Source organism: Neorhizobium galegae, from assembly GCF_017877135.1.
In the GTDB taxonomy this organism is placed as follows: Bacteria; Pseudomonadota; Alphaproteobacteria; order Rhizobiales; family Rhizobiaceae; genus Neorhizobium; species Neorhizobium galegae_A.
In genome coordinates, this window is the sequence record NZ_JAGIPH010000006.1 from 279410 (window position 1) to 293645 (window position 14236).

Genomic DNA, 14236 nt, shown 5'->3' on the forward strand with positions numbered 1-14236 from the left:
GGCGCACCGTATGCGTCTCCTCCATGACAATCAGACGACAGTTTCTAGATGTTTTGATTATAACGCACAGAATGCACTGCCGCCGGAGCGGTTTGCCTGCCGTATCGAACACCGATCGGCCGTCATCCGCAAGGGGCTGGCATCCCGCGTTTCCGTGCCGGCCGTCACCTGACGAACGTCAGTCCTTCAGGACCGGCGCCCGCTGTCGCGCCGGTTCTTGATCAGCCGGAGGTGTTCGATGATGTGGCGTCCGGAGCCTTCGACATGCTGGGCGATGATCCGGGCGGCACCGTCGGCATCCTGCGCGGCAATGCAGCGCAGCAGTTCGCGATGTTCGTTGAGCACGCTCGTCTGGCGGCTGAGCGATGTCTGGAAGTTGCGGCTGATCGCCGACAGGATCTCGCGGTGGCGCCACCACAGATCGACGGCATGGCGATTGTAGTGCCGGTCGTACATGACCTGGTGGAAAGTCATGTCGAGCTTCGAATGGGCATGAGGATCGGCAAAGTTCAGCGCCTCCATCTGCCCCTGCAGTTCCTCCAGGCGCTCAAGATCCGCCTTGGTCGCAAGGCCCACGAACCAGCGGGTCAGCGCCGGCTCGATCAGCACCTCGATCTCGAAGATGTCGCGCACGAAGGTCTCGTCGATCGGTCGCACGCGCGCGCCGCGGTTCGGCATCATCACCACGAAACCTTCGCCGCGCAGCTGCTGCAGGGCCTCGCGAACCGGGTTGGTGGATGTGCCCATGCGCTCGGCAAGTTCCGCCACCTTCAGCCGCTCGTTGGCAGCAAGGCGCCCCTGAATGATGTCGTCGCGAATGCGCTCGTAGATCGAGGCTTCGGCGTGGTCGGTCTCTTCAACCTGCAGGAGGGGGACGATCGTGTTCATGCGCTATTTCTAGCGGATGGCCCCGCCATCTGCCAAGTGCAAAATACATCACTTTGCACACCGTTGTTGACAAATAATGTACGATCTGAAAGTTTCCGTGCATCCGGTTGGCTGGGACGACTGGACGCGCCTGAGGAGCGGGCGCTTACCAAGTGGAGGATTTCATATGTGCTACCAGCACAAGCTGCGTAACCTCGTCGCGTCGACGGGGCTGATTGGGGTGTTTGTCTTCGGACTGGCCGGCGCGTCCTTCGCGCAGGACTATCACCAGGCTCCGGCACTCGATGAACAGGTCAAGGCAGGCAAGCTGCCGGCGGTCACCGAACGCCTGCCGCAGCAGCCTTTCGTTGAAACCATGGTCGATGGCGTTGGCAAATACGGCGGCACGCTGCGGACCACGATTCTCGCCAATGGCGACCAGTACAACCTCACCCGCACCATCGCCAACGAGCTTCTGGTGCGCTGGGACCCGAAGTGGAGCAAGGTCGAGCCGTCGCTGGCTGAAAAGTTCACCGCATCCGACGATGCCACCACCTACACGTTCACCCTGCGCAAGGGGCTGAAGTGGAGCGACGGCCAGCCGTTCACCGTGGACGACATCATGTTCTGGTACGAGGACGTGTTCATGAACCCGGCACTGTCGCCGGCGAAGAACCCGACCTTCACCGTCGCCGGCAAGCCGGTGAAGGTGCGCAAGGTCGACGAGCAGACGGTCGAGTTCAAGTTCGACGCGCCCTACGGCCTGTTCCTGCAGCAGCTTGCCTATGGCCAGGGCCACCTGCCGGTGATCTACCCGAAGCATTACCTCAGCCAGTTCCATGAGAAGTATAACAAGGACGGCATTCCCGCGCTCTTGAAGGCCAATCCGGCCGCCGGCGACTGGGTGGCGCTGTTCAACTCGAAGGTCTCGATGACCTTCCAGCCCGCCTATTGGCAGAATCTCGACCTGCCGACCATGAACCCCTGGGTGCTGACCGTGCCCTATGCCGATGGCGAGCGGGTCGTGGCAAAGCGAAATCCGTTCTACTGGAAGGTCGACACGGCCGGCAACCAGCTGCCCTATATCGACAACGTCACCTGGGCAAAGCTCGACGATCCGCAGTTGATGGCGCTGAAGATGACCTCGGGCGAATTCGACTTCGCCTTCCGCCATATCAACAACTCCACCTTCAAATCCGTGCTCTTCGATGGTCAGGAAAGCGGCAAGTACCGCTTCATCGACGTCAAGGACCTGCCGGCCAATGACGCCGTCATCCTGCTCAACCTCAACTCCACCGACCCGGTGAAGAAGAAGGTCTTCCAGAACAAGGATTTCCGCATTGCGCTCAGCCGCGCGATCAACCGGCAGGAGATCATCGATCTCGTCTATGTGGGGCAGGGCGCGCCGGCACAGGTGGCGGTGCAGCCGGAGCATGAGCTGTTCAACGAGAAGGAGGCAACGCAGTATATCGAATACGATCCGGCCGCTGCCAATGCCGAACTCGACAAGCTGATGCCGAAAAAGGACGCCGAAGGCTTCCGCCTCGATGAGACCGGCAAGCGCTTCACCATCAACTTCATGGTCGCCGATGTCTTCGGCCTGTCCTATCCGGACGTCATGCAGATGGTGCAGCAATATGCCAAGGACGTCGGCATCGACATCCAGATCCGCACGACCGACCGGGCGCGTCTCAACACGATGTGGAGCGCCAATGAGCAGGACGCCTATATCTGGAACTGCGTCGGCGGGCTTTCCGAGGTCTATACCGATCCGCGCTGCTACATGCCGTTCCAGAAGGCGGACATCTTCTTTGCCGTGCGCTGGGCAGAATGGTACGCCAACCATGAGACGGGCGAAGAACCGCCGGAAAACATCAAGGCGCTGATGGCAGCCTATGACAAGGTGAACGCTGCCGTCACCGACGAGGATCGCAAGGCCAAGATGAAGGAATTCCTGACCGCCTCGGCGGACAACTTCCTCAATATCGGCATTTCGCGGCCCATGCCGAAATACATGATGGTGTCGAAGCGCCTGAAGAATGTCGTCGACGGCATTCCGATCACCGGCAATCTCTGGCACCCGGCACCGACGCTCTCGCAGTGGTATTTCGACACCGCGAAATAAGGCTCCTCCCGACGCCGGGGGCGCGAATGCCTCCGGCCGGACCTCCTTCCAATCAACGGTCATTGACATGCTTCGCTATATCGCAAGGCGGCTGGTGTTTGCCATCCCGACACTGCTTGCCGTCTCGATCATCGCCTTCATCATCATCCAGCTGCCGCCGGGCGACTACCTGACGACGCTGATGGCCGACTGGGCAAGCCAGGGCGGCGCTGTCGAGGCGGGCACTGTCGCCGCCATGCGCGAGCGCTACGGTCTCGATCAGCCGATGTACTTCCAGTATTACAAATGGATGGCCGGCATTCTCCTGCACGGCGATTTCGGCATTTCGTTCGAACTCGGCAAGCCGGTGACCGAACTGATCTGGAGCCGCCTCGGCTTCTCGCTGATGCTGTCCCTGCTGACGCTCTGCTTCGTCTGGGCGGTCGCCATCCCGATCGGCATCCTGTCGGCCGTGCGCCAGTATTCCATCTCGGATTACGCAGCAACCTTCCTTGCCTTCTTCTTCCTCGCCGTGCCCGACTTCCTGATGGCGCTTGGCGCCATGTACGTGATGTCGGTCTGGTTCGGCCAGAGTGTCGGGGGACTGTTCTCGCCGGATTATGTCGATGCTCCCTGGAGCTTCGCCAAGCTTCTGGATCTTGCCAACCACGTCTGGCTGCCGGTCATCGTCATTGGCCTCGGCTCGCTTGCCGCCCTCGTGCGCATCATGCGGGCCAACCTGCTGGACGAGCTATCGAAACCCTATGTCACCACCGCCCGCGCCAAGGGCATGTCCGAATTCGAGCTTCTCATCCGCTATCCGGTCCGGCTGGCGCTCAATCCGCTCATCTCGACGCTCGGCTGGATCCTGCCGGCCGTCATCTCCGGCGAAATCATCGTGTCGGTGGTGATGAGCCTGCCGACGACAGGGCCGCTTCTTCTGCGCGCGCTTCTGGCGCAGGACATGTATCTCGCCGGCTCGCTGATCCTCCTCATCTCCGTTCTCACCATCATCGGCACGCTGATTTCCGACATCCTGCTTGCCATGACCGATCCGCGGATTCGACTGACATGACCGACATTGCCCAGCTCCCTCCCGCGACCGAAACCGACATCGACCTGCGCGACAGCAATATCGCCGTTGCCGGCCAGTGGCGCCTGTTCTGGCTGAAGTTCAAGAAGCACAAGATCGCCCTCGTCAGTCTCGTGGTGATCTGCTGCATGTATCTGATCGCCGCCTTTGCCGATTTCATCGCGCCGCTCGATCCCAATGCTACCAATGCGCGCTTCACCTATGCGCCGCCGCAGGGGCTGTCGCTGATGCACGAGGGCAGCTTCATGCCGCACGTCAATCAGCTGAAGATGACGCTGAATACAGAAAGCATGCGGCGCGAATTCGAACCGGATCCGGCAAAGCCGCTCGCCGTCGGCTTTCTCGTTCCCTCGGCGCCCTACAACATGCTCGGCTTCATCCCGATGGAGACCAAGCTGTTCGGGCTCGTCAATGCAAAGCCCGGCGACAGCCTCTACGTGCTCGGCGCCGACCGGCTCGGCCGCGACATCTTTTCGCGCGTCGTCCATGGCGCACGCATCTCGCTCTCCATCGGCCTTGTCGGCGTGCTGATGAGCCTTCTGCTCGGCGTGACCATCGGCGGCATTTCCGGCTTCTTCGGTGGCTGGGTCGATCTGGCGATCCAGCGTGTGATCGAACTGTTGCGGTCGATCCCGACGATCCCGTTGTGGATGGGGCTTGCAGCCGCGATCCCGGTCGGCTGGCCGCCGCTTCGCACCTATTTCGTCATCACCCTCATCGTTTCGCTGCTTGGCTGGACGAACCTCGCACGCGAAGTGCGCGGAAAATTTCTCTCGCTGCGCGGCGAGGATTTCGTCACCGCCGCACGCCTCGATGGCATGAGCGAGATCGGCATCATCTTCCACCACCTCGTGCCGTCCTTCATGAGCCACATCATCGCAACGGTCACGCTCGCCATCCCGACGATGATTTTGGCTGAGACGGCGCTGTCCTTCCTCGGCATCGGCCTGCAGCCGCCGATCATCTCCTGGGGTGTGCTGTTGCAGGAGGCGCAGAACATCCGCGCCGTGGCGCAGGCGCCCTGGCTGCTGTTCACGCCGGCGGCCGCCATCGTGATTGCCGTGCTTTCCCTCAACTTCCTCGGCGACGGACTGCGCGACGCCGCCGACCCGTATGAGTCCGTCTGATGAGCATGACCCGCGATTCCATTCTGAAGGTCGAAAATCTGCAGACCTTCTTCAAGACCCGCACCGGGCTTTTCAAGGCCGTCGACGGCGTGTCGTTTGACCTGCAGCGGGGCAAGACGCTCTGCGTCGTCGGCGAAAGCGGCTCGGGCAAGTCGGTGACCGCCCGCTCGATCCTGCAGATCGTCGACAAGCCCGGAAAGATCGCGGGCGGCGCGATCTGGCTCAACCGGGCGGACGGCACCACGGTCGATCTCGCAAAGCTCGATCCGCGCGGCGAAGAAATCCGCCGGGTGCGCGGCCGCGAGATCGCCATGATCTTCCAGGAGCCGATGAGTTCGCTGTCACCGGTGCATCGCATCGGCGAGCAGATCGGCGAGGCGCTGCGCATCCATTTCGGCACGCCGAAGGCCGAACGCCGCGAACGGGTGCTGGACCTTCTGCGCCAGGTGGAAATTCCGCGGCCCGAAACCGCCATCGACCGCTATACCTTCGAGTTTTCCGGCGGCATGCGCCAGCGGGTGATGATCGCCATGGCGCTCGCCTGCAATCCGCAGGTTCTGATCGCCGACGAGCCGACGACGGCGCTCGACGTGACGACGCAGGCGGAAATCCTCGACCTCATCAAGCGGCTGCAGCAGAGCCACGGCATGGCCGTGCTCTTCATTACCCACGACATGGGCGTGGTTGCAGAAATCGCCGACGAGGTGCTGGTGATGTATCGCGGCCGGGTGATGGAGCACGGCAGCGTCGACGCGGTTTTTCACGCGCCGAAGGACGACTATACCAAGCGGCTGATCGGCTCGGTCGTGCGGCTGGAACACAAGGCCGAGATCCGGCTGAAACGGGCAGACATCGCCGCCGATGCGCCACCGCTGCTTGATGTGCGCAACATGTCGCTGACCTTTCCATCCGGCCTGAAGGCGGTGGACGACGTGTCGCTCATCGTCCGGCCGGGCGAAACGCTCGGCATCGTCGGCGAAAGCGGCTCCGGCAAGACGACGATGGGGCGCTGCCTTCTTCGCATCTACGATCCGCAGGCGGGCGAGATCAACTATCGCCGCGCCGATGGCAGCAGCATCGACCTGCGTCTTGCCGACAAGCCGCAGTTGAAGGAACTGCGCCGCGAGGTGCGGATGATCTTTCAGGATCCGGTCGGATCGCTGAGCCCGCGCAAGACGGTCGGCCAGATCATTGCCGAGCCGCTGAAACTGGCGGGCATGCGCGGCGCCGAGCTTGACGACCGGGTTGCCGAACTGATGCAGCAGGTGGGGCTGGAACCCGCCTGGCGCGAACGCTATCCGCATGCCTTTTCCGGCGGCCAGCGCCAGCGCATCGGCATTGCCCGGGCGATTGCCGTCAAGCCGCGGCTGATCGTCGCCGACGAGGCGACCTCGGCGCTCGACGTATCGCTGCGCTCGCAGGTGCTCGACCTGATGATGAAGCTGCAGGACGAGCTTGGCCTCTCCTATGTCTTCATCAGCCACGATATGTCGGTCATCCGCTACATGTGCGACCGCGTGGCGGTGATGTATCGCGGCCGCATCGTGGAAGCCGGCGACACCGACCAGGTCGTCAACCGCCCGACCCATGACTACACGCGGGCGCTTCTGTCCGCCATTCCCCATCCCGATCCCCGCGACCGCCGCATCCAGAACCGTTTCCGGTATGTCGCGCCCACAGTTCCAGCAAACGGATAAGTCGATGAAAATCACCGATGTAAAAGTCATTGTCTGCTCTCCCGGCCGAAATTTCGTCACGGTCAAGATCTTCACGGACGAGGGCCTGACAGGGGTCGGCGATGCGACGCTGAACGGGCGGGAAAAGGCCGTGGTCGCCTATCTGGAGGAGCATATCGCGCCGCTTCTGATCGGCCGCGATCCAAGCCGCATCGAGGATATCTGGCAGTATTTCTACAAGGGCGCCTACTGGCGCCGCGGCCCGGTGACGATGGCGGCGATCGCCGGCATCGACACGGCGCTCTGGGACATCAAGGCCAAGGCCGCCAACATGCCGCTCTACCAGCTGCTGGGCGGTGCAAGCCGCGAAAAGGTGCTGTGCTACACCCATGCGCAAGGCACCACGATTGCCGAAGCGGTGGATGCCGTCGGCCGCCGGATCGAAGAGGGTTACAAGGCCGTGCGGGTGCAGGTCGGCATTCCCGGCCTGCCCGATGTCTACGGCACCGGCGCCAAGTCCATCACCAACAATGCCGCAGACGATGCCGTGCCGCATGAGGAAGTGTGGTCGACGTCCAAATACATGCGCCATATCCCGAAACTGTTTCAGGCGGTGCGCGAGGCCTACGGCTTTGACGTCGAACTGCTGCACGATGCCCATCACCGGCTGACGCCGATAGAAGCCGCTCGTGTCGGCAAGGATCTGGAATTTGCCCGGCTGTTCTGGCTGGAAGATACGGTTGCGGCCGAACACCAGGAAGGCTTTCGCCTGATCCGCAAGCACACGACGACGCCGCTCGCCGTCGGCGAAGTGTTCAACACCATCTGGGACGCGCGCCTTCTGATGGAAGAGCAGCTGATCGACTATATCCGCACGACCTGCGTGCATGCGGGCGGCGTGACGGCGCTGCGCCGGATCATGGATTTTGCCAGCGTCTACAATGTCCGCACCGCCTGCCATGGCGCCATGGACATGTCGCCGATCTGCCTCGGCGCCAACCTGCATCTCGACCTGTGGGCCCCCAATTTCGGCATCCAGGAATATTCCGGCTACCTGCCGGAAATCCTCGACGTCTTCCCCGGCGCCTGGAGCCTCACCGACGGCTACCTGCATCCGGGCGATGCCATCGGCCACGGCGTCGATATCGATGAGGAGCTGGCGGCCAAATATCCCTATCAGCGCGCCTATCTTCCGGTGAATCGCCTGGAAGACGGCACCCTGTGGCACTGGTAGACGAGCGGCAAAGGGAGGAACAGCCATGAAGATCACTGCGATCAAGACCTATGCCGTCAAGGTCGGCATCCGCAACCAGCTCCTCGTCAAGGTGGAAACCGATGAGGGCATTTTCGGATGGGGCGAAAGCGGCCTGTCCGGGCGCGAGAAGGCGGTGGCCGGGGCACTCGACCATTACGCCGAATTCCTCAAGGGCCGCGACCCGTTCAAGATCGGCGCGCTCTGGCAGGAAATGTACCGCAGCCAGTATTTCGAAGGCGGACGCGTGCTGCAGGCGGCCATCTCCGCCATCGACATCGCGCTGCATGACATCAAGGGCAAGGCGCTCGGCGTTCCCGTCTACGATCTGCTCGGCGGCAAGCAGCGCGACCGCATCCCGACCTTTGCGACAACCTTTGCGGAACCCGGCCCGGCCATGATCGAGCAGGCGCAGATGCTTGTCGAGCATGGGTGGACGGCGATGCGCCTGTCGCCGGCCGGTCACGAGGAAAAGGAGATCTACGAGCCGCGCGAACACATCGCCACGACGGCGAAATGGCTGGTGAAGGCGCGGGAAATACTCGGCGAGGACATCGTGCTCGGCATCGATTACCACCATCGCCTCAGCGTGGCGGAGGCCGCCAGCTTCTGCCAGAAGATGCCGAAGGGCACGCTCGATTTCCTCGAGGAGCCGATCCGGGACGAAAGCCCCGGCGCCTACGAAGCGCTGCGGCGGATGACGGACATTCCCTTTGCGATCGGCGAGGAATTCGCCTCGAAATGGCAGTTCCAGCCCTATATTGAGCGCGACATCCACCAGTTCAACCGGCTGGACGTGTGCAATGTCGGCGGCCTGACGGAATCCATGAAGGTGGCGGCCTGGAGCGAGACGCATTACGTCGACATGATGCCGCACAATCCGCTCGGGCCCGTCTGCACCGCAGCCACCGTGCATTTCTGTGCGGCCGTGGCGAATTTCTCCTGGCTCGAAACGCGCAGCAGTCCGGCGGAAACCCATCTCGGTTTCGACAACTCCGACTTCTTCCCGGTTCAGCCCCGGCTTGAGGGAGCCTTCTATCCCGTCTCCGACGCCCCCGGCCTCGGCATCGAAGTCAACGAGGAACTGCTTGCCCGGCAGGAATTCGAATATTGGGAGGCACCCCACCTGAAGCGACGGGACGGATCGGTGACCAACTGGTAATCGAAAGGCTCCGGTTCAGGGCCCGGACAAACTCCACCGTCCGGGCCACCTGCTACGACCAGGGGAGGCAATGACTGCCAGATCGCGGCGTCACATGCAGGGCGGCTTCCTCACTCTGTTCTATCAGGAGCGGGAGGCGCGCTGTTTGAGCGCGCTTCACTCTCCCGCTTACGATGCGGCGAGCTATCCGAGCGATTGGCCGTGACGCTCGAAGGCCTGTGCGAGCGGTGTGGTGCTGGCGCCCGGTTGCTGCGGCCTTTTGAAGACGCCGCCCTCCACGCTCGCCGGTTCGTGGAAATGATCCTTGATCCAGGGGATATATTCGAGGATCGTTGACGCCGGGTGCCAGTAGCTGAGGTGAACATGCACCTGGCTCATTTCACCGGCATGCGGCACGACGGGCAGGCGGTTTGCGAGCGCAAGGTCTGCCACCTGGATATATTCGGTGATGCCGGCAAGGCGGGTGACATCCGGCTGGACGTAATGTACGGCCCCGGCATTGATGAAGCTGCGGAAGGCATCGACCGTATAAAGCTGTTCGCCGAGTGCCACCGGGATAGACGTCGCTCGGGCCAGTGCGGCATGGCTTGCAATATCGTCATACCACATCGGCTCTTCGAACCAGTAGATGTCAAGGTCGCGGGCGCGGGCGCAAAAACGCTGGCAGGTGGGCAGGTCCCATTTGCCATTGGCATCGATGGCGATGCGCACGGCGCTGCCGACACGGTTGCGCACGGCTTCAAGGCGGGCGATATCGCTGTTGGGATCATCATGCCCCACCTTGATCTTGATGCGCGTAAAACCTTCTTCCTCGACGGCACGGGCGGAGCCTGCGACGAGCGCTTCTTTGGAAAACGACAGCCAGCCGATATCAGTATTGTAGGCTTCGAGCTTTTCGGTGCGCGCGCCGCCAAGCAGGGACCAGAGCGGCACGCCGGCCTTCTTTGCCGCCAGATCCCATAGCGCGACATCGACGGCAGCAAGCGCCAGCTGGGTGATGCCGGCTCGTCCGACCCATTGCAGGGCCGGATGGCGCGCGAGCTTCGTCCACAGGCGCTGATGGTCGCCCGCATCTTCGCCGATGAGCAGCGGCGCATAGCAATCGCGAATGCAGGCCGTGATCAGCCGGTCGGACGCCAGATGGGCATGCGTTCCGGTAAAGCCATAGCCCTCCAGCCCGTCGGTCGTGGTGATCTTTGCACCCACGACACCCCAATGGGTGATGCTGTGGGTGGAATCCGAAATGCTGTCTGCCGTCAGCGGCAGGTGCAGAATGAACGGTTCAACCTTTGCAATCTTCATGACAGGGCCTCCTCCCCGGTGCGGATCCGTTTGGCTGATGGGCGGACCGCAAACCCATGCGTCGAAATTGGGTGCCTAAAGCCGTTCGAGATACGGCAGGTCCGCAGGCGCTATGGTTTGTGCGACGGCGCGGATGCGCCGCATGGCGCGTTCGCGCGATACTTTCAGGTGATCGACCAGCGCCTCGCAAGCGCCGGCCACATCCTGTTCCTGCAGAAGCGTGATGATCTTCAGGTGCTCGGGCAGGAAGGGTTCGCTCTCGAACAGGTCGCTAGTGCGCCGGTAAAGAAAGTGGTGCGCGACGAGCAGCGCCTGCGGCAGGCTGACGGCGCGCAAGAGTGGTTGATTGCCGCATCGTCCGATGAGGTCCACATGAAGATCCTGCTCTAGCGCGTCCAACTGCTCGCTGCTGACCTGGGCCGTTGCCATGGCCGTCTCGATCTTGGCGCGCAGTGTCGCAAGAAACCCGTCGGGCAGATGGGCTGCCGCTTTTTGCAGGGCAAGCGGCTCCAGAACCCAACGGAGTTCGTAGAGTTCGTTGATCAGCGTTTCCGAGAGGGCGGGCGCATACCATCGGGCGCTGGCATCCTTGCGGATGATGCCGCGCTCCTGAAGCCTGGCCACCACATCGCGGGCAACGGTTCGGCTCACGCCGTAATGCCGCGCCAGCATGACCTCGTTGATACGCCAGCTGGCCAGCGCCGTGCGCGAGACGACCTCGATCTCGACATCCGGATAGATCGCTTCCCAGGCTGACCGGGATTTGAGGTCCGGCTCCGTGTCCAGTGCGTCGGTCGGGCAGGGGCCGGACGGATGGAGGGGAGCAACCACGTCGTAACCGCGCCCGGCGGCCTTTTTCAGAAATCCGCCGTGTTCGAGTTCGGCCAGTGCCTGGCGCGCCGGTGCCCGGCTGATGCCGAAGCGCTGCGCAATGGCGGTTTCTGTCAGGCGCATGCCGTCCTGCAGCACGCCGCGGCGGATTTCAAAGAGAAGCGCGTCGCTTGTGCGGCGGTAGAGTTTGGAGGCAATTGAACCGGTGGCAACTGGCATGGCTGGGCTCTTCGAGCTGTATCTGTCGCCAAGGGATTGCACGTTCCAAATAAAACGTCTAGTGTATGCACAAGACAATTTCTTTTGGGTCTTCGGCACGACGACGGCATCAGCAAGCCCGCTTGACAGCATCCCAAAAAACCTCATAGTTGCAATTGGTCAGACAATCTGGCCAATGCGCATCAGGGGAGTGATGCGCCCGGGAGGATATCGATGTTCGTGGCTTTGGAGCCGCGCCGGCTTTATCGCCAGGTGGCGGATCAGATCCGTATGCTGATCGAGAAGGGAGAGTTGAAGCCCGGTTCGCGGCTTCCGCCCGAGCGCGAGCTTGCCGAACGGTTTTCGGTGTCGAGGCCAACGGTGCGCGAGGCATTGATCGTGCTCGAGGTCGAGGGTTATATCCAGATCCGCATGGGCTCAGGCGTTTATATCGGCAGCCGGCCCCGGCCGATCGAGGGGGAATTACGCGGTGAGGCGGGCGAGGGTCCGCTGGAAATCCTGCAGGCGCGCTGCCTGATCGAAAGCGGCATTGCGGAAGAGGCGGCAAGACTTGTCACGCCGGCAAACCTTGCGCAGATCGATGCAATCCTGGCACGCATGGAAAAAGCGCTGGACGATGCGCCTGTTGCGCTTGCCTGCGACCGGGATTTTCATACGGCCATCGCCGATATCATCGGCAATTCCGCGCTCAAGCATTTTACCGGGCTGATCTACGACACGCGGATGTCGCCCTATTTCACCAAGCTCGCGAGCTATTTCGAAGGGCCGCACACCTGGAAGCTGGCGCTTGAGGAACATCGTATCATTCGCGATGCCCTGGCAGCCCGTGATCCTGCCGCCGCTCGCGAGGCCATGCGGCGTCATCTGACGCTTGCGCAAAAGAGATTCTCGGAAAGCTTCGGGGAGGAGCCGACCAGAGAAGACTAACCGCCTGTCATTCAGGCGGTCTGCCCTGCAGTTCTGTTTCAATTGGGAGGAACACATGAAACTGACACTGAAGACGCTTCTTGCCGCTGCGGCGGTCATCGTCGCATCCGGCGTCTCGGCGCACGCTGAGACAGTCCTCAAATGGGCCCATGTCTACGAGACATCAGAGCCCTTCCACACCGATTCGGTCTGGGCGGCAGGCGAGATCGCCAAGCGCACCAACGGCCGCTACAAGATCGATGTCTTCCCGGCTTCGCAGCTTGGCAAGGAAGCCGACATCAACCAGGGCCTCAAGCTCGGCACGGTCGATATCATCATCTCCGGCTCCAGCTTTGCCGCCCGTGATCACAAGCCGATTGGCGTCACCTATTATCCGTACATCTTCCGCGATCCGAGCCATCTCCTGGCCTACACGAAAAGCGATGTCTTCAAGAAGCTTGCCGCGGGCTATGAGGAAAAGACCGGCAACCATATCGTGGCCGTCAGCTATTATGGCACGCGTCACACCACATCCAACCGCCCGATTGCCAAATGCGCCGACATGGCGGGGTTGAAGATCCGCGTGCCGGATGTCCCGGCCTATCTTGCCATGCCGCGGGCCTGCGGCGCCAACACCACGCCGATTGCCTTTGCGGAAGTCTATCTGGCGCTGCAGAACGGCACGGTCGAGGCGCAGGAAAATCCGCTGACGACGATCGAGGCAAAGAAGTTCTACGAAGTTCAGAAGAACATCGTCCTCACCGGCCATATCGTTGACCACCTGAACACGGTCGTGTCCAAGACCCGTTGGGCAAGCCTTTCGGATGAAGACAAGAAGATCTTCACCGATGTGATGCTCGAAGCCGCCGCCCGCACCACCAAGACCATTGAAGCGCGCGAAAAGGCGCTGGTCGAGGAATTCAAGAAGAAGGGCATCACGGTGACCGAGGTCGACAAGGCCGATTTCGAGAAGACTGTTCTCGCAAAGGCCAAGTTCGAGGACTTCGGCTACGACAAGGCCGATTGGGAAGCCATCCGCGCCATCAAGTGAATGATGCCGCCCTGGCGCATGGGGTGCGCCGGGGCCCTTTCCTGAAATCGTTGTGATTGGAGCCGATCCATGACGGAGCACCCGCACGCGCCGATCAGCGTGGAAGAGATGGCGCATGCCTTCGAGGAAGATGCAGCGCCGGTCGATCTGTCCCCTTATGCCATTGAAGACTGGGTGACGCTCATTGTCTTCTGGAGTATGGGCCTGTCTGTTTTCCTGCAGTTTTTTACACGCTACGTGCTGAACGACAGCCTCGCCTGGACGGAGGAAATCGCCGCCAACTGCCTGGTGGTCGTGGTCTTCCTCGGTTCTGTCATGTGCGTGCGCACCATGCGCCATATCCAGGTTGACCTGCTCTACCGCTTCCTGCCGACATGGGCCGTCAGGCCGCTCGAACTCGTCGTCGATATCATTGGCATCATCTTCTTTGCCTATATCACCTGGCTGATGTGGCGTTACCTCGAGATCGTCGGCGAGGAGCGGATGGTGACGGTGGATCTTCCCCGCGGCATCGTTTTCTACTCGGTCTTTGCCGCTTTTGCGCTGATGTTTGTCCGCTCCGCCCATAACCTTTTCAAGGACCTGACGGGGAATAAGACCGTGCGCCAGCAGGCGCAGGACGATCTCCACGCAGGAGGAATTTGAT

Annotated in this window: 12 protein-coding genes; 9 read left to right on the forward strand and 3 right to left on the reverse strand. The window is 61.8% G+C overall.

The window, feature by feature from the left end; translation table 11 throughout:
- Nucleotides 1-186: 186 nt before the first annotated feature.
- Nucleotides 187-888 (reverse strand): GntR family transcriptional regulator, encoded by a 702-nt coding sequence (locus tag J2858_RS18345; protein WP_210106279.1) that lies wholly within the window; start codon nucleotides 886-888, stop codon nucleotides 187-189.
- A 166-nt stretch (nucleotides 889-1054) separates the two neighbouring features.
- Here J2858_RS18345 and J2858_RS18350 point away from each other — a divergent pair, with 166 nt between their 5' ends.
- The 6 genes from J2858_RS18350 to J2858_RS18375 all read left to right on the forward strand — a co-directional run bounded on the left by J2858_RS18350 (nucleotide 1055) and on the right by J2858_RS18375 (nucleotide 9281).
- Complete coding sequence (locus tag J2858_RS18350) at nucleotides 1055-2992, forward strand: ABC transporter substrate-binding protein (protein ID WP_210106280.1); 1938 nt, start codon at nucleotides 1055-1057, stop codon at nucleotides 2990-2992.
- Nucleotides 2993-3059: 67 nt separating this feature from the next.
- Complete coding sequence (locus J2858_RS18355; RefSeq protein ID WP_210106281.1) at nucleotides 3060-4046, forward strand: ABC transporter permease; 987 nt, start codon at nucleotides 3060-3062, stop codon at nucleotides 4044-4046.
- Nucleotides 4043-5191, forward strand: a complete 1149-nt coding sequence (locus tag J2858_RS18360) for an ABC transporter permease (protein ID WP_210106282.1) — start codon at nucleotides 4043-4045, stop codon at nucleotides 5189-5191. Before J2858_RS18355 ends, J2858_RS18360 begins: the two co-directional genes overlap by 4 nt.
- Nucleotides 5191-6888 (forward strand): ABC transporter ATP-binding protein, encoded by a 1698-nt coding sequence (locus J2858_RS18365; RefSeq protein WP_210106283.1) that lies wholly within the window; start codon nucleotides 5191-5193, stop codon nucleotides 6886-6888. Before J2858_RS18360 ends, J2858_RS18365 begins: the two co-directional genes overlap by 1 nt.
- Before the next feature lie 4 nt (nucleotides 6889-6892).
- Nucleotides 6893-8101 (forward strand): D-mannonate dehydratase ManD, encoded by a 1209-nt coding sequence (gene manD, locus J2858_RS18370; protein ID WP_210106284.1) that lies wholly within the window; start codon nucleotides 6893-6895, stop codon nucleotides 8099-8101.
- Nucleotides 8102-8126: 25 nt separating this feature from the next.
- Nucleotides 8127-9281, forward strand: a complete 1155-nt coding sequence (locus tag J2858_RS18375; RefSeq protein ID WP_210106285.1) for a mandelate racemase/muconate lactonizing enzyme family protein — start codon at nucleotides 8127-8129, stop codon at nucleotides 9279-9281.
- Nucleotides 9282-9464: 183 nt separating this feature from the next.
- Here J2858_RS18375 and J2858_RS18380 read toward each other — a convergent pair whose 3' ends face one another.
- Nucleotides 9465-10583, reverse strand: a complete 1119-nt coding sequence (locus tag J2858_RS18380) for a mandelate racemase/muconate lactonizing enzyme family protein (RefSeq protein WP_210106286.1) — start codon at nucleotides 10581-10583, stop codon at nucleotides 9465-9467.
- 75 nt (nucleotides 10584-10658) lie between these two features.
- Nucleotides 10659-11633, reverse strand: coding sequence for a GntR family transcriptional regulator (locus tag J2858_RS18385; protein ID WP_210106287.1), 975 nt, complete (start codon nucleotides 11631-11633; stop codon nucleotides 10659-10661).
- A 213-nt stretch (nucleotides 11634-11846) separates the two neighbouring features.
- On the opposite strand from J2858_RS18385, the gene J2858_RS18390 reads away from it, so the two are divergent.
- The 3 genes from J2858_RS18390 to J2858_RS18400 all read left to right on the forward strand — a co-directional run bounded on the left by J2858_RS18390 (nucleotide 11847) and on the right by J2858_RS18400 (nucleotide 14235).
- On the forward strand, nucleotides 11847-12560 hold the full coding sequence (locus tag J2858_RS18390) for a FadR/GntR family transcriptional regulator (RefSeq protein ID WP_210106288.1): 714 nt from the start codon (nucleotides 11847-11849) through the stop codon (nucleotides 12558-12560).
- A 55-nt stretch (nucleotides 12561-12615) separates the two neighbouring features.
- Complete coding sequence (locus J2858_RS18395; RefSeq protein WP_210106289.1) at nucleotides 12616-13590, forward strand: sialic acid TRAP transporter substrate-binding protein SiaP; 975 nt, start codon at nucleotides 12616-12618, stop codon at nucleotides 13588-13590.
- Between the two features lie 69 nt (nucleotides 13591-13659).
- Nucleotides 13660-14235 carry a TRAP transporter small permease gene (locus J2858_RS18400; RefSeq protein ID WP_210106290.1) on the forward strand — a complete coding sequence of 192 codons (576 nt, stop codon included), beginning with the start codon at nucleotides 13660-13662 and terminating at the stop codon, nucleotides 14233-14235.
- Nucleotide 14236 lies beyond the last annotated feature (1 nt).

What these genes read in the sequence shown, in the direction of transcription:
- J2858_RS18355 (WP_210106281.1), top strand. Translation starts at nt 3,060, where the DNA reads ATGCTTCGCTATATCGCAAGGCGGCTGGTGTTTGCCATCCCGACACTG.
- J2858_RS18400 (WP_210106290.1), top strand. Translation starts at nt 13,660, where the DNA reads ATGACGGAGCACCCGCACGCGCCGATCAGCGTGGAAGAGATGGCGCAT.
- J2858_RS18365 (WP_210106283.1), top strand. Translation starts at nt 5,191, where the DNA reads ATGAGCATGACCCGCGATTCCATTCTGAAGGTCGAAAATCTGCAGACC.
- J2858_RS18360 (WP_210106282.1), top strand. Translation starts at nt 4,043, where the DNA reads ATGACCGACATTGCCCAGCTCCCTCCCGCGACCGAAACCGACATCGAC.
- J2858_RS18380 (WP_210106286.1), bottom strand. Translation starts at nt 10,583, where the DNA reads ATGAAGATTGCAAAGGTTGAACCGTTCATTCTGCACCTGCCGCTGACG.
- manD (WP_210106284.1), top strand. Translation starts at nt 6,893, where the DNA reads ATGAAAATCACCGATGTAAAAGTCATTGTCTGCTCTCCCGGCCGAAAT.
- J2858_RS18375 (WP_210106285.1), top strand. Translation starts at nt 8,127, where the DNA reads ATGAAGATCACTGCGATCAAGACCTATGCCGTCAAGGTCGGCATCCGC.
- J2858_RS18385 (WP_210106287.1), bottom strand. Translation starts at nt 11,633, where the DNA reads ATGCCAGTTGCCACCGGTTCAATTGCCTCCAAACTCTACCGCCGCACA.
- J2858_RS18395 (WP_210106289.1), top strand. Translation starts at nt 12,616, where the DNA reads ATGAAACTGACACTGAAGACGCTTCTTGCCGCTGCGGCGGTCATCGTC.
- J2858_RS18345 (WP_210106279.1), bottom strand. Translation starts at nt 888, where the DNA reads ATGAACACGATCGTCCCCCTCCTGCAGGTTGAAGAGACCGACCACGCC.
- J2858_RS18390 (WP_210106288.1), top strand. Translation starts at nt 11,847, where the DNA reads ATGTTCGTGGCTTTGGAGCCGCGCCGGCTTTATCGCCAGGTGGCGGAT.
- J2858_RS18350 (WP_210106280.1), top strand. Translation starts at nt 1,055, where the DNA reads ATGTGCTACCAGCACAAGCTGCGTAACCTCGTCGCGTCGACGGGGCTG.